The organism is Streptomyces sp. NPDC030296 (assembly GCF_055572815.1).
Genome location: NZ_JBVICQ010000001.1, coordinates 812676 through 838935, shown reverse-complemented (window position 1 = coordinate 838935; position 26260 = coordinate 812676). Strand labels below are relative to the sequence as shown.

The 26260-nt window shown below is 73.0% G+C and carries 4 protein-coding genes and 1 pseudogene; all 5 read left to right on the top strand.

Annotated features, from left to right (window positions below; translation table 11 throughout):
• The first annotated feature begins 166 nt into the window (after positions 1-166).
• Complete coding sequence (locus ACZ4Z3_RS03480) at positions 167-994, top strand: thioesterase II family protein (protein ID WP_468499441.1); 828 nt, start codon at positions 167-169, stop codon at positions 992-994.
• Entirely contained in the window at positions 991-4983 is a 3993-nt protein-coding gene (locus tag ACZ4Z3_RS03475; RefSeq protein WP_468499440.1) for an SDR family NAD(P)-dependent oxidoreductase, read from the top strand. The genes ACZ4Z3_RS03480 and ACZ4Z3_RS03475 overlap by 4 nt, the downstream gene beginning before the upstream one ends.
• A gap of 113 nt (positions 4984-5096) precedes the next feature.
• Positions 5097-6020 (top strand): condensation domain-containing protein, encoded by a 924-nt coding sequence (locus ACZ4Z3_RS03470; protein ID WP_468499439.1) that lies wholly within the window; start codon positions 5097-5099, stop codon positions 6018-6020.
• A 169-nt stretch (positions 6021-6189) separates the two neighbouring features.
• Positions 6190-9876: pseudogene (locus ACZ4Z3_RS03465) on the top strand (amino acid adenylation domain-containing protein); the annotation flags it as partial.
• A 6-nt stretch (positions 9877-9882) separates the two neighbouring features.
• Positions 9883-26217, top strand: a complete 16335-nt coding sequence (locus tag ACZ4Z3_RS03460; protein WP_468499438.1) for an amino acid adenylation domain-containing protein — start codon at positions 9883-9885, stop codon at positions 26215-26217.
• Positions 26218-26260 lie beyond the last annotated feature (43 nt).

Below are 26260 nucleotides of genomic sequence, written 5' to 3'. Positions count from 1 at the left end.
GCGGTGCGGGTGCGGGCTGTTCGTGGCTGGTCGCGCCCACGCGGCGGAGCCGCATGGTGTCAGTGCCCCGTGCCCCTCAGGGGCCGGCTGCGGGCGGCGCGGAATTCCAGCGCGCCTCTTTTCCGGCGAGCTTTTTCGAAGAGCACCTTCTTACGGAGGAAACCCCATGACTGATCATCCCGATCTTCTTGTCGAGACCCCCTGGATCTGGCGGGCCCGGCGGCCCCGGGCCCGGACGCGGCTCATCTGTTTTCCGCATGCCGGGGCCGGGGCCGGGGCGTACGGGGAGTGGGCGCGGTTGCTGCCGGCCGAGGTGGAGCTGGCCGCCGTGCAGCTGCCGGGGCGGCAGAACCGGATCGCCGAGGACCCGGTGACCGAGGTGGGGCCCCTGGTGAAGGTGCTGACGCAGGCGCTGCGGCCCTTCCTCGACGGGGACTTCGCCTTCTTCGGGCACTCCGGCGGCGCGGCGCTCGCGTACGAGGTCGCCAAGGCGCTGCGGGAGAAGGGCGGGCCCCGGCCCAGCCGGCTGTTCCTGTCCGCGCAGCCAGCGCCCGGCATCGTCGGCCGGATCCCGGTGATGCACACCCTCTCCGACGAGGAACTCGGCGCCGAGGTCGTCCGGCTGGGCGGGATCGAGCCCGAGATCGCCGAGGACGAGGAGGTCATGGCGGGCCTGCTGCCCACGCTGCGCGCCGACTTCACCCTCTGGGAGCGGCACCGGGTCGAACCGGGGGAGCCGCTGGACACCCCGATCACCGTGCTCAGCGGCGACGCGGATCCGCGGGCGCCCAAGGACACCCTCTACGGCTGGGCCGCGCACACCACCGGCGCCTTCCACACCCGGTTCTATCCCGGCGGCCACTTCTACTTCCTCCACGACCCGACCGAACTGGTCGCCCACCTCAGCCAGGTCCTCACCGACCAAACCCTCACCGGCCCGTCCCACGCCGCGTCCTCCCGGCCGGCACCCGAACTCGCGGGGAGCGCGCGATGACCCACACACCCCACACACCCGACCTCACCTCGGGCCTCGACCCCGCCGTCGCCGCCCGCCTCGCCACCGCCACCCGGGCGATACCCGGCGTGCGTGACGCCGCCGTCGTCGTACGGCAGGGGGCACGGACCGTCGACAGTGGAGGGGAGGGGGCGGACACGCCCCAGACGTCCCAGGCACCGCAGACAGCACAGGCATCACAGGCACCGCAGGCATCGACCGCACCGCAGACGGCGTCGGCATCGTTCTCCGACCGGCCCTCCTCCGAGACCTTCGGCGGTGAGCTGCGCATCCCCGAGGGGGCGCCCACCACCCTTCAGGAGGGGCTGCGGCAGGCCGCCGAACTCGCCCCCGAGCAGGGCACCCTGTATCTGCGCAAGGGCAGCGAGCCCGACCTCCAGACCTACGCCGACCTGCTCGTCGAGGCGGAGCGGGTGCTCGCCGGGCTGCGGGCGGCCGGGCTCGCCCCCGGTGACGCGGCCCTCTTCCAGTTCGGGGACCACCGGGCGTACATGACCGCCTTCTGGGCCTGTGTGCTCGGCGGGTTCGTACCGACGCCGGTGGCCGTGGCGACGACGTACGAGAGCCACAACGAGACCACCCGCAAGCTGCACAACGCGTGGCAGCTGCTCGACCGGCCCGTGATCCTCACGGACGGGGCGACCGCACCGGCGCTCGGCGCGCTGCACACCCTGTGGGGCGAGCCGGACCTGCGGATCCTCCGCGTCGGTGAACTCCTCGGTCATGAACGGGACTCCGACTGGTTCGCGACCACCCAGGACTCGCCGGTGATCAACCTGCTCACCTCGGGCAGCACCGGCGTCCCCAAGTGCGTGCAGCACACCAACGCCTCCGTCGCCGCGCGCGAATGGGCGGTGATCCAGGCACGCGGTCACACCAGCGAGGACGTCAGCCTCATCTGGATGCCGCTCGACCACGTGACGATGGTCTACTACAACGTCCGCGACGTGTTCCTGCGGTGCCGGCACGTCAACGGGCGCATCGACGACGTCCTCGGCGACCCGCTGCTCTGGCTGGACTGGATCGACCGGTACGGCGTCACCAACACCTGGGCGCCGAACTTCGCGTACAACCTGGTCAACGAGTGTGCCGACGAGATCGGCCGACGGAGCTGGGACCTGTCGCGGATGCGGGAGTTCGTCAACGCGGGCGAGCCCGTCGTCGCCGCCACCAGCCACCGCTTCCTCGAACTGCTCGCCCCGCACGGGCTGCGCGCGGACGCCATGGTGCCGTGCTGGGGGATGTCCGAGACGTGCTCCGGCGTCACCTACACCCGGCAGAGCCGCGACGACCGGGAGCTGGGGACGGTCGTCGTCTCGCAGGCGTCCCTCGACGGGGACCTCGTCTACCAGTCGGTCGACGGCAAGGGCGCCGACGCGGTCGCGTTCACCGAGGTCGGCGGGCCCATCCCCGGCGTCACCGTCCGCGTCGTCGACGACCAGGGGCGGACGCTGCCGCGGGACCGGGTCGGCGAACTCCAGATCCGCGGTGTGACGATGCTGCGGCACTACCACGGCAACGCCGAGGCCAACCGGGACGCGTTCACCGACGACGGCTGGTTCCGCACCGGGGACCTCGCCTTCGTGCGGGACGGATCGCTCGTCATCGCCGGGCGGAAGAAGGACCAGATCATCGTGCGGGGCGCCAACTTCGCCGCGCACGAACTGGAGAGCGTCGTCGAACAGGTCGAGGGCGTACGCGTCACGTTCTCGGCGGCGGCCGGGGTCCGCGAGCCCGGCGAGGGCTCCGACCGGCTGGTGATCTTCTTCGTGCCGGTGCGCTGGGACGCCGAGTCGCTCACCCGCACCTTCCAGGACGTACGGGCCGCCCTGGTCCGGGAGGCGGGCATCGCCCCCGACGTGGTCGTGCCCGTCACGGACGCCGAGTTCCCGAAGACCGCCAGCGGCAAGATCCAGCGGGCCGCGCTCGTCGCCGACCTGCGCGCCGGACGGTTCGCCGACCGCCTCGCCGACGAGGAGGAGGACACCGAGGACTCCGGTACGTGGTTCTTCCGCCGACAGTGGTCGCGGCTGCCCGCCGCGCAGGCCCCCGCCGACAGCGGCTCCTCCCGGCTGGTGTTCTCCGCAGACTGCGGCACACGGGTCGTCTTCGCCGAGGAGGAGCAGCTCGCCGCGCTCGGCCTGGACGACGAACCCGCCGTGGTCGTCGGACGGGGCCGCTCCTTCGCGGAGGTCGACCTCGACCGCTACCGGGTCGCGCCCGGCGACCCCGAGGACCTGCGCCGGGTGCTCACCGACGTCACCGCGCACTACGGGCCCATCGACTCGGTGGTGTTCGCCTGGCCGCTCGACGGCCAGGACGCCGAGCCCGCCGCCCGGGTCACCGCCGTCAGCACCCAGCTCACCGCCCTCATGGGGGTGCTCGACGAGTTCGGCGCCCCGCTGCTGCTCGTCCTCACCGAGGGCGCCGCCCATGTACGGCCCGGCGACCGCGTCGACCTCGGCGTGTGCGCCCTGCCGGGGCTGGTCCGCACGGCCGCCGCCGAGAACCCGCTGATCACCGTGCGCCAGCTCGACCTGCCTGCCGACCGCGCCCAGTGGGCCCGCGCCGTACGCACCGAACTCGCCGACCCCACCCACACCGGGGTGGTCGCCGCACGCGAGGGCCTGCGCTGGCAGCCGCGGCTGCGCCCCGTCGACGACGAGACGGAGGCCGAGGTCGCGCCGCCGCTGGTGCCGGGCGGGCTGTACCTGGTCACCGGCGGTCTCGGCGGGATCGCGAGCGACCTCGCCGGCTATCTGCTGGCCGCCTACGGTGCCCGGCTGCTCCTGGTGGGCCGGTCGCCCGCCGAGGGCGCGAAGGCGGCCCGGCTGCGGGACCTCACCGACCTCGGCGAGGTCACCTACCGGCAGGCCGACATCACCGACCCCGAGCAGCTGAACGCCGCGGTGAGCGCCGCCGAGCAGCGCTGGGGACGCCCCCTCGACGGTGTCCTGCACCTGGCCGCCGCCGATGTCTCCGACCAGTGGCAGAACCTCGAACGGCACACCCTGGCCCGCGAGTCCGAGGACGGGTTCCGCGCCCAGTACGCGGCCAAGGTCGCCGGCACGCTCGCCCTCGCCGACGTCCTGGAGAGCCGCCCGGAGGCCTCCCTGGTCCTCTTCGGCTCCGTGAACGGCGAGTTCGGCGGGCACTCCTTCGGCGCGTACTCCGCCGCCAACGCGTTCCTCGTGGGCTTCGCCGACCACTGGCACCACGAGCGCGGCCGGGACGTGCGCTGCCTCGCCTGGAGCATGTGGGACGACGTCGGCATGAGCCAGGGGCAGTCCACGGCGCCCGCGCGCCGACGCGGCTTCCGGGCGATCGACCCCGAGCGGGGCCTGCGCTGCTTCCTCACCGCGACGGCACTGCCGTACCACTACCAGCTCATCGGGCTCGACGCCCGGAACCCCTTCGTCGTGGGCGAGCTGGCGCCCGACGAACTGAGCGTGCGCGAGGTGCTCGTGGCGTACACCACCGACGAGGAGGACGGCGCCGACCCGGCCGCCGTGCACGCGGCGCTCGCCCCCGCCCTCGCCGAACTACCGGTGCCGGTACGGCTCCTCGAAGTCAGCCGTATCCCCAAGGACGGCAGCGGGGCCGTCGACACGACCCAGCTGCTGCTCGACATGGCGCCACGCCGGACGGCCCTCGGCCGGCGGACCCAGACCCCGCCGGAGGGGGAGCTGGAGCAGCGGATCGCCGCGATCTGGTCCGACGTGCTCGGGCAGAAGACCGTCGGCCGCGACGAGTCCTTCTTCGACCTCGGCGGCAACTCCCTGCGCGCGACCCGCCTGCTGGCCCGCGTCGACACCGAACTCGCCGTCCGCCTCAGCACCCACGAGCTGTACGAGAACCCGACGGTCCAGGGCATGGCGACGAAGGTGGCGGCGGCAACGGCGACTACCGAGGCGGCCACGGCGACGACCGAGGCGGTCACGCCCACAGCGGCGGGAGCCGCACGATGACCCGGCGGAGCCCGGCACCCTTACCGGGGGCGGCGGGGGCGGCGGGGGCGGCTTCACCGGCCGCCCGGGCAAGCGTGGTTCAGCCGGCGGTCCCGGCGCGGGCGGTGCCATCGATGGCCTCGCGCCGACCGGAGGCCCCGGCACCTTCCCCGGTGGCGGCCTCCCAAGCGGCCTCGGCACCGGACGCCCCGTCCACCCTCCTCCTCGCCCCGGACACCGGGCCGTTGCAGCTTGTGGTGCACATGGCCGGGTGGGTGGATCCCGTGCGCATGCGGGGCGCCGTCAAGGGGGTGCTGGACCGGGGCGGGCGGAAGCCGTTCTGGCGGGAGCTGGACCTCGGGGTGCTGACCGTCGGGGAGCGGACCGACGCGCTGGACGGAGTGCTCGCCGCGGACCGGGGGAGTGTCGGTTCCCCCGGTCCGCCGGAGCGGGCCGCGCTCGTCCGGCTGGCCTGGGAGCGGCATCTGCTGGTGCTCACCGCCCGGCAGCAGCACCACGACGAGGTCACCCTGAGCGCCCTGCTGCGGGACCTGCTGCGCGCGTACGCCGTTCCCGGCACCGCGCGCGCCCGGGGCGGCGAGCCGCCGGCCGAGGAGACCGAGGTCCCGCTGACCGCGGCGGACGCCGGCCGGCTCACCCTGCGGGCCCTGGGGCTCGGCGTCGACCTGGAGACCGTCGTACGCGGCGCCTGGACGGTGGTCCTCGCGGGCGCCGCCGGACGCCGGGAGGTCGTGCTCGGCGGCGCCGACCTCTGCGCCCCGCCCCCCGGTGCCCCCGTGCCCGCCGCCGGACGGGTCACGGTCACCGGCGTCCGGGCGATCCAGCACGGGCAGCCGCCGCTGACCCTCGTCATGCGCGCCGACCCCGGCCCGCTGGAGCTGCGGCTGTGCGGCAGGCGCGGACTGTTCGGGACCGAGGCCGCGCGGGACACCGCCGACCGGCTCGCGGGCGTCCTGCGACGGCTCGCGAACGATTCCCGGGCAGGCGTCTCGCACGCCGGTGAATTCACCGTACAAGCGGCTCAATTGGTCGGTTGAACAACCTTGTTGGCCAATTAAGCGGCCGATTAGGGTCGTTGCAATCCACCTGCAATCCCCTTTGTGATCCCACTTTGTTCCGTCTTTTCCTTGCGATTCGCGGACTCTTGTTCCGCATTCGCGCAATTCCCGGAGTCCGGGAAATCCAGTGAGAGAAGAGGTGTGGAAATTGACCGGCCAACAGCGCTCCGCGGAGGTGGAGTCGGCCCGTCAGGCAGTCGGCGCCGAACGCGCCCTGGTTCTGGAGGAGTTCAACGACACCGGCCGTGAGCTGCCGGTCACCACACTCGTCGCCCCCATCGAGGAGCAGGTCCGGCGCGCCCCGGACGCGACGGCCCTGGTCTTCGGCTCCGAGACCCTGACATACGCCGAGTTCAACGCCCGCGCCAACCGGCTCGCCCACCATCTGGCCGCCCTCGGCGTCACCCCCGGCACCCCGGTCGCGGTGGCCGTGCCGCGCTCCCTGGAGCTGCTGGTCACCCTGGTCGCCGTGGTGAAGGCGGGCGGCGCCTATCTGCCGCTGGACCCCGACTACCCGGCCGACCGGCTCGCCTACATGCTGGAGCACACCGGCCCGGCCTGCGTCGTCGCGGACACCGCGGGGCGGGTGCCGGTGCCGGACGGCATCACCGTCGTCGCCCTCGACGACACCTCTCTCGACGGGCTGCCGGACACCGATCCCACGCCGGCCGTCACACCCGGCCACCCGGCGTACATCATCTTCACGTCGGGCTCCACCGGCCGCCCCAAGGGCGTCGTCGTCCCGCACGCGGCGATCGACAACCGGCTGCGGTGGATGCAGGCGGAGTATCCGCTCACCGCCGCCGACCGGGTGCTCCAGAAGACGCCGTCCGGGTTCGACGTGTCCGTGTGGGAGTTCTTCTGGGCGCTGCGGGAGGGCGCGGCGATCGTCGTCGCGGAACCCGGCGGCCACAAGGACCCCGCCTATCTGGCCCGGACCATCCGTGAAGAGTCCGTCACCACCTGCCACTTCGTGCCGTCGATGCTCCAGGTGTTCCTCGCCGGGCTCGACGGGCCCGACGCGTCCGGCCGCACGGGCCTGCGCCAGGTCTTCTGCTCCGGCGAGGCCCTGCCCCGCGAGGCGGTACGGGAGTTCGGCCGGCTGCTGCCGGGCGTGGAGCTGCACAACCTGTACGGGCCGACCGAGGCCGCCGTCGACGTCACGTACCACCCCTGCGACACCGCCGCCGACGGCCCCGTACCGATCGGGAAGCCGGTGTGGAACACCCGGCTGTACGTCCTCGACGCCGAGCTGCGGCCCGTCGCGGTCGGCGAGCCCGGCGAGCTGTACCTCGCGGGCGTCCAGCTGGCGAGCGCCTACCTGGGACGCCCCGAGATCACCGCCGACCGCTTCCTCGCCGACCCGTACGGGCCCGCCGGGACGCGGATGTACCGCACCGGCGACCTCGCCCGGTGGACCGCCGACGGCGAGGTCGAGTACCTCGGGCGCACCGACCACCAGGTCAAGCTGCGCGGGCTGCGCATCGAACTCGGCGAGATCGAGTCCGTGCTGCTCGCCCACCCGGCCGTACGGCAGGCCGCGGTCGTCGCCCACGAGGGGCGGCAGCTGGTCGCCTACCTCGTCGCGGACGGCGGCCCGGCCGGCGCGGCGCCCGGCGCCGGTGTCACCGCCGACGAGCTGAAGGCCCTGGCCGCCGAGCGGCTGCCCGAGTTCATGGTCCCGGCGTCCTTCATGTTCCTCGACACGCTTCCGCTGTCGCCGAACGGCAAGCTCGACCGCAAGGCGCTGCCCGAGCCGGTGTTCACCGGAGGGGAGTACCGGGAGCCCGAGGGCGAGCGGGAGCGGGTCCTCGCCGAGGTCTACGCCCAGGTGCTGGGCCTGGAGCGGGTCGGCGCCGACGACGACTTCCTCGCCATCGGCGGTGACTCGCTGCGCTCCGTCAAGGTGGTCGCCGAGGCCCGCGCCCGGGGCCTGGAGATCACCCAGCGGCAGTTGCTCACCCACCGCACGGTGGCCCGGCTCGCCCCGTACGCGGGCACCCCCAGCGAGTCGTACGACGATGTGCCGGGCCCTCTGATCCAGCTGAGCGACGAGGACCTGGCCGCCTTCCGCGAGCGCCACCCGAACCTGTCCGACGTGTGGCCCCTGACGCCGATGCAGTCCGGGATGCTGTTCGAGTCGATGCTCAGCGACAGCGGCTACGACGCGTACCGCATGCAGACGGTGTTCACCTTCTCCGGCCGGGTCGACCCCGCGCGGATGCGGGAGGCCGGGCAGGGCCTGCTCGACCGGCACCCCGCGCTGCGCGCCGCCTTCGCCCCGGACACCCAGGGCGATCTGGTGCAGCTGGTGGTGGAGGGTGTCCAGCTCCCCTGGCAGGAGCTGGACCTGCGGACCCTGGTGCCCGAGGAGCGGGAGGAGGCGTTCGAGCGGTTCCTCGCCGAGGACCAGGCCGTGCCCTTCGACCTCGCCACCCCGCCGCTTGTGCGGATGACGCTGATCCGGCTGGGCGCCGAACAGGCCGCGCTCGTCCTCACCCTCCACCACGCGCTCCTCGACGGCTGGTCCGAGCCGGTCCTCGCCCGGGACCTGCTCCGCCTGTACGCCTCCCACGGCCACCAGGCGCCCCTGCCGCCGGTGCGCGGCTTCCGCGACCACCTCGCGTGGCTGGCCCGGCAGGATCAGCGGGAGGCGGCGGAGGCCTGGGCCGCCGAACTCGCCGGTGTGGACCGCCCGACGCTGCTCGCCGGCACCGCCGTCGCCCGCGACCAGGCGTCCGGCTCCGAGGTCGGCACGGCGGCCGTCCCCCTCACCGACGAGGAGGCCACTTCGCTGGTCCGGCGCGCCGGGGAGCTGGGCGTCACCCTCAACACCCTCGTCCAGGGCGCCTGGGGCGTCGTCCTCGGTCGGCTCACCGGACGTGACGACGTGCTGTTCGGGGCGACCGTCTCCGGCCGGCCGCCGGGGCTGCCCGGCGTCGAGTCGATGGTCGGGCTGTTCATCAACACCCTGCCGGTACGGGTGCGGTACGCCCCCGAGGACGGGCTCGGCACCCTGCTGACCGGCCTCCAGGACCGGCAGACCGAGCTGCTCGACCACCACCACCAGTCCCTGAGCGGTCTGTACGAGGCCACCGGTCTCGGCGCCCTCTTCGACACGCTGCTCGTCTACCAGGCGTTCCCCGCCGACGAGTCCGCGCTCGCCGAGGCCGCTGCCGCCGCCCGCCTCACCCTCGACGGGACCCGCTCGCTCGGCGGCTCCAACTACCCGCTCACCCTGATCGCCGACACCGAACCCCGGCTGCGGCTCACCTTCCAGTACCAGCGGGGGGTGCTCGACCAGGCCACCGCCGACCGGATCGCCGACGGCCTCCACACCGTGCTCCGCACCCTGGCCGCCGACCCGGCCCACCCGGTGGGCGCCCTGGACCTGGGCGAGCCGATCGCCGCGACGGAAACCGTGACGGCCGGCAAGGCGGACACCGCGACCGCCGGCAAGGCGGACACCGCGGCGGACGGCGCCACCGACAGCACGGCGGACAGCGCGACGGCGGCCGCCGACTCCGGTCCCCTCCCCTCGGCCCAGCAGGCCCTGCGGGACCTGTTCGCGGACGTCCTCGGCACCGAGCCCGAACGCATCGGCGTCCACGACAACTTCTTCAACCTGGGCGTGACCTCGCTGCTGGCGACGCGGATCAAGAGCCGCATCCGCAAGCAGCTCGGTACCGAGGTGTCCATCAAGACGATCTTCTCCAGCCCCACCCTCGCCCAGCTCGCCGACCACATCGCGGCTGCCCCCGCGGCCGCCGGATCCGCCGGATCCCCCGCGTCCAGCCCGAGCAGGCCCCGTCTGCGCAGAATGAACAAGGAGTAGTCCGAAGTGATCCCGTTGTCGTTTACCCAGCGTCGGCTCTGGTTCATCGACCGCTTCGAGGGCCCCTCTGCCACCTACAACGTGCCCCTCGCCCTCCACCTCACCGGAGAGCTCGACACCCGCGCCCTCGCCGCCTCGATCCGCGATGTGATCGGCCGCCACGAGAGCCTGCGCACGATCCTCTACGACGAGGACGGCGTCCCCTACCAGCGAATACTTCCGCCGGAGGAGATCCGGCCCGACATCCCCGTCGTGGACGTCGAGCCCGAGCGGCTCCCCGAGGCGATCGCCGAGGCCGTCTCGTACACCTTCGACCTGTACGCCGAGGTCCCCGTCCGCGCCCGCATCCTGCGGCAGGCCCCGGACCGGCACGTCCTGCTGATGCTGTTCCACCACATCGCCGCCGACGGCGAGTCCGGCGCCCCGCTGCTGCGGGACCTGAGCCTCGCCTACCGGGCCCGCCGCGAGGGCCGCGCCCCCGAGTTCCCCGAACTGCCCGTCCAGTACGCCGACTACGCGCTCTGGCAGCGGGAGCTGCTCGGCGACGAGAACGACCCCGACAGCCTGGTCTCCCGCCAGCTCGCCCACTGGGAGGACGAGCTGGCCGGCCTGGCGCAGCCGCTCCAGCTGCCCCTGGACCGCACCCGCCCCTCGGTGGCCAGCCACCGCGGCGACACCGTCGAGTTCGAGCTGGAGCCGGAACTCCTCGCCCAGGTCGAGGAACTGGCGACCGAGCGCGGACTGAGCGTGTCGATGGTCCTGCAGTCCGTCCTCGCGGTGCTGCTCCAGCAGCTCGGCGGTGGCGACGACATCCCGATCGGCTCCCCGATCGCGGGCCGCGGCGACGAGGACCTCGCCGACCTGGTCGGCTTCTTCGTCAACACCTGGGTGCTGCGGGTCCGCCTGGACGGCAACCCCGCCTTCGAGGACGTCCTGGAGCAGGTCCGCGAGCGGGCCCTGAACGCCTACGACAACCAGGACGCCCCCTTCGAGATGCTGGTGGACCGGCTCAGCCCCGAGCGCTCCACCGCCTACAACCCCCTGTTCCAGGTGCTGTTCGCCTGGCAGAACATCACCCGCCCCGAGCTGGACCTGCCCGGTCTGGAAGCCCGCCTCGACTTCGAGCAGCTCGACACCAAGACCTCCAAGTTCGACCTGGAGTTCAACATCGCCCGGCACCACGACGGGCAGGGCGCGCGCGGCACCATCGAGTACGCCCTCGACCTGTTCGACCGGTCCACGGCGGAGTCCATCGGCGCCCGCTTCGTCCGCGTCCTGCGGCAGCTGATGGCCGACCCGGCCCTCCCGGTCGGCGCCGTCGACACCCTGGACCCGGCCGAACGCCGGCGCTTCCTCGTCGAGATGAACGCCACCGCCGAGCAGACCCCGATGGTCACCCTGGCCCGGCTGGTCGAGGAGCAGGTCGCCCTCAGCCCCGACGCCGAGGCCGTCGTCCACGAGGGCACCTCCCTGACGTACGGCGAGCTCAACGCCCGCGCCAACCGGCTGGCGCACGTCCTCGTCGAGCACGGCGTCGGCCCCGAGTCGGTCGTCGCGCTGTCCCTGCCGCGCTCCCTCGACCTCGTGGTGGCGCTGCTCGCGGTGCTGAAGTCCGGCGGCGCCTATCTGCCGATCGACCCCAAGTACCCGAGTCACCGCCTGGAGTACATCCTCGGCGAGGCCCGCCCGCACCTGGTCCTCACCGACTCCGACACGGTCGCGGTGCTGCCGGAGACGGACGCCCCGAAGCTGTACGTCGACGAGCTGGACCTGTCCGGTCGGCCGGACGGGAACCCCGCGACCGGCGCCCACCCGCACAACCTGGCGTACGTCATGTACACCTCGGGCTCGACGGGCACCCCGAAGGGCGTCTCCCTCTCCCACCACAACATCGTCAACGGCGTCCTCCAGCTCGCCGAGCGCGTCGACATGGGCAAGGACTCACGGACCCTCGCGGGCACCTCCATCAACTTCGACGTGTCGGTCTTCGAGATCTTCACGACGCTCACCCACGGCGGCACCGTCGAACTCGTCCGCGACGTCCTCGTCCTCGGCGAGCGCGCGGCCCGCGGCGAGGGCTGGAACGGCAGCCTCGTCAGCACCGTCCCCTCCGTCTTCGCCGAGCTGATGGACCACATCGCGGGCACCACCAGCGTCGACACCCTCGTCTTCGCGGGCGAGGCGCTCTCCTCGACGCTCGCCGCCCGGGTCCGCGAGGCGTTCCCCGACGTACGGATCGTCAACGCCTACGGCCAGACCGAGAGCTTCTACGCCACCGCGTTCGCCATCGACGAGAGCCGCCGCTGGCACGGCGAGGGCAGCGCGCCCATCGGCACCCCGCTGGGCAACATGCGCGTCTACGTCCTCGGCCCCGGCCTCACCCCCGTGCCGCAGGGCGTGGCGGGCGAGCTGTACGTCGCCGGCAACGTGGCGCGCGGCTACCACGGCCGCGCCGAGCTGACCGCCGACCGCTTCGTGGCCGACCCGTACGGGCCGCCCGGCTCCCGCATGTACCGCACGGGCGACCTCGCCCGCTGGAACGCCGAGGGCCAGCTGGAGTACCTCGGACGCGGCGACACCCAGGTCAAGGTGCGCGGCTTCCGCATCGAGCCCGGCGAGGTCGAGGCCGCGCTGACCGCGCACCCCGGCATCGCCCAGGCCGCCGTCGTCGCCCGCGCCCACGGCACCACCAGGCAGCTCGTCGGCTATGTCGTGCCCGCCTACAGCAGCGACTCCACCAGCACCGACCTGCGCGCCGGCGTCGAGACCGCCGACCTGCGGGCCTTCGTGGGGCAGCGGCTCCCGGACTTCATGGTCCCGTCCGCGTTCGTCGTCCTCGACCGCCTGCCGCTCGCCCCGAACGGCAAGCTCGACCGCAAGGCGCTGCCCGAGCCGGAGTTCACGGCGGGCGCCTACCGGGCCCCCGGCACCGAGCGCGAGCGCATCCTCGCCGAGGTGTACGCCGAGGTCCTCGGCCTCGAACGCGTCGGCGTCGACGACGACTTCTTCGCCGTGGGCGGCGACTCCATCCGCTCCATCCAGGTCGTCTCCCGCGCCCGCGCCCAGGGCGTCGAGGTCACCCCCCGGCAGATCTTCGAGCGCCGGACGGCCGCGGAGCTGGCCGCCGTCGCCTCCGAGCAGTCGACCGCCTCCGTCGTCCTGGAGGAGTACGAGGGCGGCGGCACCGGCGCGTTCCCGCTCCTGCCGATCGCCGAGTACATGCTGGAACTCGGCGGCTCCCACGACCGCTTCTCCATGGCCGTCCTCGCCGAACTCCCGCTCGGCATCGACCGCGCCGGCCTGGTCGCCACCCTCGAAGCCGTCCTCGACCGCCACGACATCCTGCGCTCACGGCTCGACGCCGGGGCCCGCCGGATGATCGTCGGCGCGCCGGGCACCGTGGACGCGGGCACGCTGCTGCGCCGCGTCGCCTGCGACGGCCCGCAGGCCGCTGACGAGCTGGTGGCCGCCGAACTCGACGCGGCGACCGGCCGCCTGGACCCGGCCGCCGGGGTCATGGCCCAGTTCGTGTGGCTCGACCCGGCCGACCCGGAGGCCCCCGGCCGCCTGATCATCGCCCTGCACCACCTGGTCGTCGACGGCGTCTCCTGGCGCGTCCTCCTGCCCGACCTCGCCGCCGCCTGGCAGCAGGTCAAGGAGCGGGGCCGTGCGGAGCTGCCGGCCACCGGCACGTCCGTACGCCGCTGGACGCACGCCCTGATCGAGGAGGCCCGCTCGCCGGAGCGCACGGCCGAGCTGGACCTGTGGAAGCGTGTCCTCGACGGGCCCGACCCGCTGCTCTCGCACCGTCCGCTGGACCCCGCCGTCGACACCCGCGGCTCCCTCGACTTCGTCCGCGTCCAGCTCCCCGCCGACGTCACCGAGGCCCTCCTCACCACGGTCCCGGCCGCCTTCCACGGCGGCGTCAACGACGGCCTCCTCGCGGCCCTCGCCCTGGCCGTCACCAAGTGGCGGCGCGCGCGGAGCGTCTACGAGTCCTCCACCCTGATCAAGCTGGAGGGCCACGGCCGCGAACAGGACGTGGTCCCCGGCGCCGACCTGTCCTCCACGATCGGCTGGTTCACCAGCCTGTACCCGGTCCGCCTGGACGTCGCGGGCATCGACCTGGACGAGGCGTTCAAGGGGGGCAAGGCGGCAGGAGCCGCCGTGAAGGCCGTCAAGGAACAGCTCCTGTCGATCCCGGACAAGGGCCTCGGCTACGGCTTGCTGCGCTACTTGAACGAGGCGACCGCGGCCGACCTGAACGCGCTCGGCTCCACCGGCCAGATCGGCTTCAACTACCTCGGCCGCTTCTCCTCCGCCGACATGCCCGAGAACCTCCGCGGCCTCGGCTTCACCCAGCTCAGCGAGCTCTCCGCGCCCCTCGACGAGGACATGCCCGCCATGTCGTCCCTGGAGATCAACTCCCTGGTCGTCGACACGGAGGACGGCGCCCAGCTCGACGCCGGCATCGGCTTCCCGGCGACCCTCTTCGAGAAGGAGGACGTCGAGGAGCTGGTGGACCTGTGGTTCGCCGCCCTGACCGCCCTCGCCCGGCACGTCGGCCAGGAGGACGCCGGCGGTCTCACCCCCTCCGACCTGCCCCTCGTGGACGTCACCCAGCAGGACATCGAGCGGTGGGAGGAGACCTACCCCGGCCTCACCGACGTGTGGCCGCTCACGGCCCTCCAGTCCGGCCTGCTGTTCCACACGATGCTGAACGACGACTCCTGGGACGCCTACCAGATGCAGATGTCGTTCCACGTCACCGGCGAGGTCGACGCGGAGCGCATGCGCACCGCGGGCCAGGCCGTCCTGGACCGGCACCCGAACCTGCGGGCCGCGTTCGTCACCGACTCCGCCGGCCGCCAGGCCCAGGTCGTCGTGGACGGCGTCGAACTCCCCTGGCGGGAGATCGACCTGACCCACCTCCCCGAGGCGGAGCGGGAGGAGTCCTTCGAGCGGTTCCTCACCGCGGACCACGCGCAGGCGTTCGACCCGGCGGTCCCGCCGATGCTCCGCATGACCCTGGTGCGGATGACGGGCGAGACCTCCGAGCTGGTCCTCACCGCCAACCACGTCCTCTTCGACGGCTGGTCCTTCCCGCATCTGATGAAGGACCTCCTCCACCTGTACGGCTCCGGCGGCGACCCCTCGGTCCTGCCCCGCGTCCGCGGCTTCAAGGACTTCCTCACCTGGCTCGACCGCCAGGACCACGAGGCGTCCCGGCAGGCGTGGGCCCGCGAACTGGAGGGCGTCGAGGAGCCCACCCTGCTCGTGCGGGGCGGCGCCCCCGCCACCGGCAGCCAGGGCATCGGCTCCGTCGACGTGCCCCTGCCCCTGGACGAGGTGCGCAGGCTCACCCGCCGCGCCTCGGAACTGGGCGTCACCGTCAACACCCTGGTGCAGGGCGCCTGGGCGGTGCTGCTCGGCCGGCTCACCGGACGCCGGGACGTCGTGTTCGGCGCGACCGTCTCCGGGCGGCCCCCGGCGGTGCCGGACGTCGACTCGATGGTGGGCCTGTTCATCAACACGCTGCCCGTCCGCGTCGAGTACGCCCCCGGCGACTCCCTCGCCGACGTCCTCACCGCGCTCCAGGCACGGCAGGCCGCATTGCTCGACCACCACCACCAGGGTCTGAGCGAGATCCAGCAGAGCACCGGCCTCAGCACCCTCTTCGACACCCTGGTCGTCTTCGAGTCCTACCCGGTGGACCGGGCCGGCCTCGACGAGGCCAACGCGGCGGCCGGGATCGCCTTCACCACCATCCGCCCCTCCACGGGCACCCACTACCCGCTGACCGTGATGGCGGACGCCGACCCGCACCTGCGGCTCGCCCTCCAGTTCCAGCAACACGTCCTGGACCGGACCGCCGTCGAGTCGTACGCGGCTCGCCTCGCCCTCGTGCTGCGGCAGCTGGCGGACGACCCTGCCCTGCCGGTCGGTCTCGTCGACCTGCTGGAGCCGGCCGAGCACGAGCGTCTGCTGGAGCTGAGCGGCACCACCGCGCCCCGCCCCGACACGACCGTCACCCGGCTCATCGAGAAGCAGGCCGCGGCGACCCCGGACTCGATCGCGCTCGTCCACGAGGGTGCCCGGACGACGTACGAGCAGCTCAACTCCCGCGCCAACCGGCTCGCCCGGCTCCTCGTCGACCGCGGGGTGGGCCCGGAGACGGTCGTCGCCGTGTCCCTGCCCCGCTCTGCCGACCTGGCGGTGGCCTTGCTGGCGGTCCTGAAGGCAGGCGGCGCCTATCTGCCGATCGACCCGAAGTACCCGAGCCACCGCCTGGAGTACATCCTCGGCGAGGCCCGCCCGACCCTGGTCCTCACGGACGCGGAGACGGTCGCGGTGCTGCCGGACACCGACACGCCGAAGCTGTACGTCGACGAGCTCGACCTCCCGGCCGACGACAGCGACCTCGGCCGCCCGGTCCACCCGCAGAACCTCGCCTACGTGATGTACACCTCGGGCTCCTCCGGCACCCCCAAGGGCGTCGCCATCACGCACGCCAACATCGTCAACGGCGTGCTGGGGCTCGCCGCCCGCATGGGCATCCAGGCCGGCTCGAAGGTTCTCGCCGGTACGTCGATCAACTTCGACGTCTCCGCGTTCGAGCTGTTCACCACGCTCGTCCACGGCGGCACGGCGGAGATCGTCCGGGACGTCCTGGTCCTCGGCGAGCGCGACCACTGGCGCGGGGCCGTCGTCAGCACGGTGCCGTCGGCGTTCGCGGAGCTCCTCGACCAGATCGCCGACCGCACCTCCATGGACACGGTCGTCTTCGCGGGCGAGGCCCTGTCGTCGACGCTCGTCTCCCGGGTCCGCGAGGCGTTCCCCGGCGTCCGCGTCGTCAACGCCTACGGGCAGACGGAGAGCTTCTACGCGACCACGTTCGACGCGGCCGAGTGGGACGGCACGGGCAGCGCGCCCGTCGGCACCCCGCTGCCCAACATGCGGGCGTACGTCCTCGGCGCGGGCCTCACGCCCGTGCCGCCGGGCGCCGTCGGCGAGCTGTACGTCGCCGGGAGCCTGGGCCGCGGCTACCGCGGACGGCCCGACCTGACCGCCGACCGGTTCGTCGCCGACCCGTTCGGCGAGCCCGGCTCGCGGATGTACCGCACCGGCGACCTCGCCCGCTGGACCGAGGACGGACAGATCGAGTACCTCGGCCGGGGCGACACCCAGGTCAAGGTGCGCGGCTTCCGCATCGAGCCCGGCGAGGTCGAGGCCGCCCTCGCCTCCCACCCGCAGGTGACGCAGGCGGCGGTGATCGCCCGCAACGGGCGCGGCACCAACGCCGGCAAGGTCCTCGTGGCGTACGTCGTGCCCACCGCGCCCGACGCGGTGGACGCCGACGAGCTGGGCGCCCACGCGGCCCGCAAGCTGCCCGAGTTCATGGTCCCGGCCGCCTACGTCGTCCTCGACCGGCTGCCGCTGATGCCGAACGGCAAGCTCGACCGGGCCGCGCTGCCCGCCCCCGAGTTCGCCGGGGTGCCCTACCGGGCGCCGCGCACCAAGCGGGAGGAGATCCTCGCCCGGCTGTACGCCGAGGTCCTCGGCGTGGACGAGGTCGGCATCGACGACAACTTCTTCAACCTGGGCGGCCACTCGCTCCTCGCCACCCGGCTGATCAGCCGTATCCGCACCGAACTGGGCGTGGAGATCCCGATCAAGGTGGTCTTCGGCTCGCCCACGGTCGCCGAGCTGACGGCCCAGCTGTCCTCCGGCGACACCGTCCGCACCCCGCTGCGGCGCCTGCGCACCCGCCCCGAGAAGCTGCCGCTGTCGTTCGCGCAGCGCCGGCTGTGGTTCATCGACCGGTTCGAGGGCCCCTCGGCGACGTACAACATCCCGATGGCGCTGCGGCTGACCGGCGACCTGGACACCGAGGCGCTCGCCGAGGCGATCCGGGACGTCGTGGCCCGCCACGAGAGCCTGCGCACCGTGTACGCCGAGGACACCGACGGAACCGCCTACCAGGTCGTCCTGGAGCCGGGGCAGTACAGCCTGCCCGTCCCGGTCGTCGAGGTGGCGGCGGACGACGTGGCGGACGCGGTCGCCCGCGCGGCCCGGCACCACTTCGACCTCGCCCACGGCATCCCCGTCAAGGCCGGCATCCTGCGCGTCGGACCGGGCGAGCACCTCCTGACCCTGCTCATCCACCACATCGCCAGCGACGGCGAGTCCATGGCCCCGCTGATCCGGGACATCTCCACCGCCTACGCGGCCCGCCGCGAGGGCCTCGCGCCCGAGTTCGCCGAACTGCCCGTGCAGTACGCCGACTACACCCTCTGGCAGCGGGACCTGCTCGGCGACGCCACCGACCCGGACAGCGTGCTCGCCGCGCAGTCCTCGTACTGGCGGCGCGAACTGGCCGCCGTACCGCAGCCGCTCAGGCTGCCCGTGGACCGGCCGCGCCCGCCGAAGGCGAGCTACCGGGGCGAGATGCTCGACTTCCGCCTCGACGACGACCTCCTGGTCGCCGTGGAGAAGCTGGCCCGCGAGCACGACGTGACCGTGTCCATGGTCATGCAGTCCGTCCTCGCCGTACTGCTGCACCAGCTCGGCGGCGGCGACGACATCCCGATCGGCTCCCCGATCGCCGGCCGCACCGACGAGGCCCTCGCCGACCTGGTCGGGTTCTTCGTCAACACCTGGGTGCTGCGCGCCGAACTGTTCGCCAACCCCACCTTCGAGCAGCTGATCGCCCAGGTCCGCGACAAGGCCCTTGCCGCGTACGCCAACCAGGACGCGCCCTTCGAGCGCCTGGTGGAACTGCTCAACCCCGAGCGGTCCACGGCCTACCACCCGCTGTTCCAGGTCATGTTCGCCTGGCAGAACTTCGCGCAGGCCGACTTCGACCTGCCGGGCCTGGACGTCGCGTACGTGCCGACGCCCACCGGGACCGCCAAGTTCGACCTGTTCTTCAACCTCACCGAGGTGACGGGCCCGGACGGACGCGAGGTCGAGGGCCTGCTGGAGTACGCCACCGACCTGTTCGACCGGGAGACGGCCGAGCGTGTCGCCGACCGGTTCGTGCGGGTGCTGCGCCAGCTCGTCGCCGACCCGGCGGCCCGCGTCGGCACCGTCGACCTCCTCGACGACGCCGAACGCGACCAGGTGCTGCGCCGCTTCAACGACACCGCCGAGCCGACCCCGCACCTCACGGTCGCCGAACTCGTCGAGAAGCAGGTCGCCGCCACCCCGGACGCGGTCGCGATCGTCTCCGGCGACACCACGCTCGCCTACTGGGAGCTGAACGCCCGCGCCAACCGGCTCGCCCGCGAACTGGTCGCCCACGGCGTCGGCCCCGAGACCCTGGTCGCGGTGTCCCTGCCGCGCACCGCCGACCTCGCGGTCGCCCTGCTCGCCGTCCTCAAGTCGGGCGGCGCCTACCTGCCGATCGACCCCAAGTACCCGAGCCACCGCCTGGACCACATCCTCACCGAGGCGGCCCCGGCCCTAGTCCTCACGGACACCGAGACGGCCCCGGTGCTCCCCGACACGGAGCTCCCGAAGCTGTACGCGGACCGGCTCGACCTCACCGACCGCTCCCCGGACAACCTGCCGGTCACCGCCCACCCGCAGAACCTGGCGTACGTCATGTACACCTCGGGCTCGACGGGTGTGCCGAAGGGCGTGTCCCTCAGCCACCACAACATCGTCAACGGCGTCCTGCGGCTGATCCCGAGGGTCGGCGTCAAGAAGGGCTCGCGGATCCTCGCGGGCACCTCGATCAACTTCGACGTGTCGGTGTTCGAGCTGTTCACCACGCTCAGCGTCGGCGGCAGCGCCGAGATCGTCCGGGACGTCCTCGTCCTCGGCGAACGCGACAGCTGGAACGGCACGATGATCTCCACCGTGCCGTCGGCCTTCACCGAGCTGCTCGACCAGCTCGCCGGCCGCCTCACCGTCGAGACGGTCGTCTTCGCCGGCGAGGCCCTGCCCACCGCCCTGGTGGAGCGGATGCGGGAGCAGATCCCGGGCGTCCGCGTCGTCAACGCCTACGGCCAGACCGAGTCCTTCTACGCCACCACCCACACCGCGAACGGCATGGGAGCGTCCGGCGGCACCGGCAGCGCCCCCATCGGCACCCCGCTCGGCAACATGCGGGCCTACGTCCTCGGCCCCGGCTTCACCCCGGCCCCCGTGGGTGTGGTCGGCGAGCTGTACATCGCCGGTGACGTCAGCCGCGGCTACCGCGGCCGGCCCGACCTGACCGCCGAGCGGTTCGTCGCCGACCCGTTCGGCCCGCCCGGCTCCCGCATGTACCGCACGGGCGACCTCGCCCGGTGGAACGCCGACGGGCAGCTGGAGTACGCGGGACGCGCCGACTCCCAGGTCAAGGTGCGGGGCTTCCGCATCGAGCCCGGCGAGGTCGAGGCCGCGATCACCGCGCACCCCGGCGTCGCCCGGGCGGCGGTCGTGGTCCGCGAGCACGGCAGGACCAAGCAGCTCGTCGGATACGTGGTCCCGGCCGACGCGGGCACGGGCGGTGACGGCGCCGGACAGCTCGGCGGCACCGACTTCGACCTCACCGCCGGACTCACCTCACGCGACCTGCGCTCCTTCGTCTCCGACCGGCTCCCCGAGTTCATGGTCCCGGCCGCCTTCGTCGTCATCGACCGGCTGCCGCTCGCCCCGAACGGCAAGCTCGACACCAAGGCGCTGCCCGAACCGGAGTTCAGCGGCGGGGAGTACCGGGCGCCCCGCACCCCGGAGGAGGAGATCCTCGCCGCCGTGTACGCCGACGTCCTCGGCCACGGCCGCGTCGGCATCGACGACGACTTCTTCGCCGTCGGCGGTGACTCCATCCGCTCCATCCAGGTCGTCACCCGGGCCCGCGCCCAGGGCGTCGAGGTCAGCCCGCGTGAGATCTTCGAGCACCGCACGGTCGCCGAACTCGCCCGCGTGGCCCGCACCACCGGCACCGCCGTGCTCCTGGAGGAGTTCGAGGGTGGTGGCACGGGCACCCTGCCGCTGCTGCCGATCGCCCAGTACATGCTGGAACTCGGCGGCGACTTCGACCGCTTCTCGATGTCCCTCCCGCTGGAACTGCCCCTCGGCATCGACCGGTCCGGCCTCATCGCCACACTCGACGCCGTGTTCGACCGCCACGACCTGCTCCGGTCCCGGCTGACCGGCGCGAGCCTGGAGGTCACCCCGGCGGGCTCCACCGACACCGCCTCACTGATCCGGCGCGTCGCCTGCGACGGGACCTGGGACGAGACCTGGCTGCGCACGGCCGCCGCCGAACTCGACGCGGCCACCGGCCGACTGGACCCGGCGGCCGGGGTGATGGCCCAGTTCGTGTGGTTCGACCCGGCCGACCCGGCGATTCCCGGCCGCCTCCTCATCGCCCTGCACCACCTGGTGGTCGACGGCGTCTCCTGGCGCATCCTGCTCCCCGACCTCGCCGAGGCGTGGAAGCAGCTGAAGGAGAGCGGCACGGCGGAACTCCCGCCGGTCGGCACGTCCGTACGCCGCTGGACGCACGCCCTGATCGAGGAGGCCGGCTCCCCGGAGCGCTCGGCCGAACTGGAGCTGTGGCGGGGCATCCTCGACGGCCCCGACCCCCTGCTGGGCTCCCGCCCGCTGGACCCGGCCGCCGACACCCGCTCCACCATGGACCACGTCTCGCTGCGCCTCCCCGTGGAGGCCACCGAGGCCCTCCTGACGAAGGTCCCGGCGGCCTTCCACGGCGGCGTCAACGACGCCCTCCTCGCGGCCCTCGCCCTCGCGGTGACCAAGTGGCGCCGCGGCAGGGGAGTGGAGGAGCCGTCGACCCTGGTCCGCCTCGAAGGCCACGGCCGCGAACAGGACGTCGTCCCCGGCGCCGACCTGTCCTCCACGATCGGCTGGTTCACCAGCATGTACCCGGTCCGCCTGGACACGACGGGCTTCGACGTGGACGAGGCGTTCGAGGGCGGCGCCACGACGGGCGCGGTGGTGAAGTCCGTCAAGGAGCAACTCCTCGCGATCCCGGACAAGGGCCTGGGCTACGGCTTGCTCCGCTACCTGAACGAGGGCACCGCGGCCGGCCTCGGCGCTCTCGGCGCCGCCGGGCAGATCGGGTTCAACTACCTCGGCCGCTTCTCCTCCGCCGACATGCCGGAGGAACTCCGCGACCTCGGCTGGACCCAGCTCCCCGACGTGGCCCTCTCCCCGGACCTGGGCGGGATGCCCGCCATGACCACCGTCGAGATCAACTCGGCGGTCATCGACACCGACCTCGGCGCCCAGCTGGACGCCTCCGTCGGCTTCCCGGCCGGCGTCCTCACCCGCACCGAGGTCGAGGACCTGATGTCCCTCTGGGCGGACGCCCTGAAGGCGATCACCACCCATGTCACCGAGGACCCGAAGGCCGGCGGGCTCACCCCCTCCGACCTGCCCCTCGTCGAGGTGACCCAGCGGGACATCGAACAGTGGGAGGAGACGTACCCCGGTCTCACCGACGTCTGGCCGCTCACCGCGCTCCAGTCGGGCCTGCTCTTCCAGTCCCTCCTGGACGACGACGCGGCGCACGACGCGTACCAGATGCAGATCGCGTTCCATGTGTCCGGCCGGATCGACCCGGGGCGCATGCGGGCCGCGGGCCAGGCCGTACTCGACCGCTATCCGAACCTCCGGGTCGCGTTCGTGACGGACTCGGCGGGGCGGCAGGTCCAGGCCGTCGTGGACGGCGTCCGCCTCCCCTGGCGGGAGGTCGACCTGCGCGCACTCCCGGAGCAGGAGCGGGAGGAGGCGTTCGAGCGGTTCCTCGCCGAGGACCACACCGCCCACTTCGACCCGGCGGCCCCGCCGCTGCTGCGGCTGTCCCTCGTCCGGATGACCGACGACCGCTCCGAACTGGTCCTCACCGCCCACCACGTGCTCTTCGACGGCTGGTCCTTCCCGATCCTCATGCAGGACCTGCTCCACCTGTACGGCTCCGCCGGCGACCCGGCCGTCCTGCCCCGCACCCGCGGCTTCAAGGACTTCCTCACCTGGCTGTCCCGCCAGGACGAGGCGGAGACGGCCCGCGCCTGGGCGGCGGAACTGGCGGGCGTGGAGGAACCCACCCTCCTCGCACCCCCCGTCCCGGCCGGCGACACGGAGACGGACACGGCCACGGACGGCGGTGACCCCGGTGTCGGCCAGCTCGACGTACGGCTGCCGCTCGACGAGGCCCGCGCCCTCAACCGCCGCGCCTCCGAACTCGGCATCACCGTCAACACGCTCGTGCAGGGCGCGTGGGCGGTCGTCCTCGGCCGGCTGACGAACCGCTCGGACGTCGTGTTCGGCGCGACCGTCTCCGGGCGGCCGCCGACGGTGACCGACGTGGACTCGATGGTCGGACTCTTCATCAACACGCTGCCCGTCCGCGTCGAGTACGGCCCCGGCGACACCCTCGCCGACCTGCTCACCGGGCTCCAGCGGCGCCAGGCCGCGCTCCTCGACCACCATCACCACGGGCTGAGCGAGATCCACCGGACGACCGGGCTGAGCACCCTCTTCGACACCCTCGTGGTCTTCGAGTCGTTCCCGGTGGACAAGGAGGGCATCGACTCCGCCAACAGCGCCGCCGGGATCGCCTTCACCGGCATCCGCCCCTTCTCCGGCACGCACTACCCGCTGACGGTGATGGCGGCCGCCGACCCGCACCTCCAGCTGGTGCTCCAGTACCAGCAGGGCGTCTTCGACCGGGTGACCGTCGAGGCGCTCGGCGGGCGGCTCGTGCGGGTTTTGCGGCAGATGGCAGCCGACCCGTCGGTCCCGGTGGGCCGCGTCGACCTCCTCGAACCGGCCGAGCACGAGCGGCTCGCGGAACTGAGCGGCACCCAGGCGAACACCCCGGCGCTGACCGTCGCCGGACTCGTCGAGCGGCAGGTCGCGGCCACCCCGGACGCGCCGGCCGTGGAGTACGGCGACACGACGCTGACGTACGCGGGGCTGAACGCGGCGGCCAACCGGCTCGCCCGGGAGCTCGTCGCCCACGGCGTCGGCCCGGAGAGCGTGGTCGCGGTGGCCCTGCCCCGCACGGAGGGCCTGGCGGTGGCCCTGCTGGCGGTCCTGAAGGCGGGCGGCGCCTATCTGCCGATCGACCCGAAGTACCCGAGCCACCGCCTGGAGTACATCCTCGGCGAGGCCCGGCCCCAGCTGGTCCTCACCGACTCGGGGACGGTCCGCGTGCTGCCCCCGACGACCGTGCCGAAGCTGTACGTCGACGAGCTGGTCCTCCCGGCCGACGACACCGACCTCGGCCGCCCGGTCCACCCGGAGAACCTCGCGTACGTGATGTACACCTCCGGTTCCACGGGCACCCCGAAGGGCGTCGCGATCACGCACTCCAACGTGGTCAACGGCGTGCTGAGGCTGGCCGGTCCGGTGGGCATCGCCCCCGGCCGCCGGATGCTCGCGGGCACCTCCGTCAACTTCGACGTCTCGGTGTTCGAGCTGTTCACCACCCTCGCCCACGGCGGCACCGTCGAGATCGTCCGCGACGTGCTCGCCCTGGGGGAGCGGGACCGCTGGCAGGGCTCCGTCATCAGCACCGTCCCGTCCGTCTTCGCCGAACTCGTCGACCAGCTCGCCGGCACCACCACCGTCGACACCCTGGTCTTCGCGGGCGAGGGCCTGCCCTCCGGGCTCGTACGCCGGGTCCGGGAGGTCTTCCCCGACGTGCGCGTGATCAACGCGTACGGCCAGACGGAGAGCTTCTACGCCACCCTCGCCGAGGTGGGCGACGCCACGGGCAGCGCCCCGATCGGCGCCCCGCTCGCCAACATGCGGGCGTACGTCCTCGGTCCGGGGCTCACCCCGGTACCGCCGGGTGCGGTGGGGGAGCTGTACGTCGCGGGGAACGTCGGACGCGGCTACCGGGGACGCCCCGAGCTGACCGCGGACCGGTTCGTCGCCGACCCGTTCGGCCCGCCCGGCTCCCGCATGTACCGCACGGGCGACCTCGCCCGCTGGAACACCGACGGGCAGCTGGAGTACGCCGGCCGCGGCGACGTCCAGGTCAAGGTGCGCGGCTTCCGCGTCGAACCCGGCGAGGTGGAGGCGGCCCTGACGGCCCACCCGGCCGTCGACCGGGCCGTGGTCGTCGCGAGGCCTCACGGGAACAGCCGGCGGCTCGTCGCCTACGTGGTGCCCGGCGCCGACCTCGACACCGACGAGCTGCGGGCCCACACCGCCGGGCGGCTCCCGGAGTTCATGGTCCCCTCCGCGTTCGTGCACCTGGACCGGCTGCCGCTCGCCCCGAACGGCAAGCTCGACCACCGGGCGCTGCCCGAGCCCGAGTTCACCGGCGAGGCGTACCGGGCGCCGCGCACCGGCCGGGAGGAGGCCCTGGCGGCCCTCTTCGCGGAGGTCCTCGGCCTGGAGAAGGTCGGCATCGACGACGACTTCTTCTCCCTGGGCGGTCACTCCCTCCTCGCGGCCCGGCTCGTCAGCCGCGTCCGCCGGGAACTCGGCTGGTCGCTGCCCATGCGGGCGGTGTTCCAGGCGCCCACGGTGGCCGGGCTCGCCGCGCACGGCACGCAGGCGGTGGGGGAGAACACCGACCCGTTCGCCCGTGTCCTGACCATCAAGCCCGGCGGGGAGCGCGAACCCCTGTGGTTCGTGCACCTCACCGGCGGTCTCGCCTGGCCCTATCTGTCCTTCGCCGGGCACCTGCCCGCCGACCGGCCCGCGTACGGCATCCAGTCGCCCGCGTGGTCCGCCGTGCGGGACCGGGCGGCCGGGAATTCCCCGGAGCAGGGTTCGCCGTCGCATTCCCTGCCGAATTCGCTGGAATCCCTGGTGACGGATTACGTCACGGAGATACTCTCGATTCAGCCCGAGGGACCGTTCCATCTGATCGGCTGGTCCTTCGGCGGGGCGGTCGTCCACGCGATGGCCGCGGAACTCCAGCGCAGGGGCCACGAAGTCGCCCTCCTCGGTCTGCTCGACGCGGCACCGAGCGGCCACTTCGCGAAGGATCCGGAACTCGAACTGGCCCATGTGCGCACCCTCCTCGGCGCATTCGTCGGAGAGTTCGGCGGGAACGCCGGCGGAACGGACCAGGAAAGCCTCCTGGAGACCTCGTCGGAGTTCGTGGTCCACCACGTCGAACTGCTGAAGGACTTCACACCGCCGGTCTTCACGGGCGACGTGCTCTTCTTCAACGCGACGCTGAACCCCGAGGCGCCCTACACGGACCAGTGGGCACCGTACGTCGACGGCGAGCTGACGGCGTACGACGTCCCCAGCACCCACCACGAGATGTGCCTTCCGGCGCACGCCGCCGGAATGGCGGAAGTCATCGGCCACAAGCTCGACGAGCTCGACAAGGCCCGGGACGGCAAACCGTCCTGACCCCCTCGCGGGACCCCTACCCCCCGGTCCCCGCGAATCCGTC

Excerpts from the sequence above, each read along its gene's own strand:
- ACZ4Z3_RS03480 (WP_468499441.1), top strand. The coding sequence starts at position 167 with ATGACTGATCATCCCGATCTTCTTGTCGAGACCCCCTGGATCTGGCGG.
- ACZ4Z3_RS03475 (WP_468499440.1), top strand. The coding sequence starts at position 991 with ATGACCCACACACCCCACACACCCGACCTCACCTCGGGCCTCGACCCC.
- ACZ4Z3_RS03470 (WP_468499439.1), top strand. The coding sequence starts at position 5,097 with ATGGCCTCGCGCCGACCGGAGGCCCCGGCACCTTCCCCGGTGGCGGCC.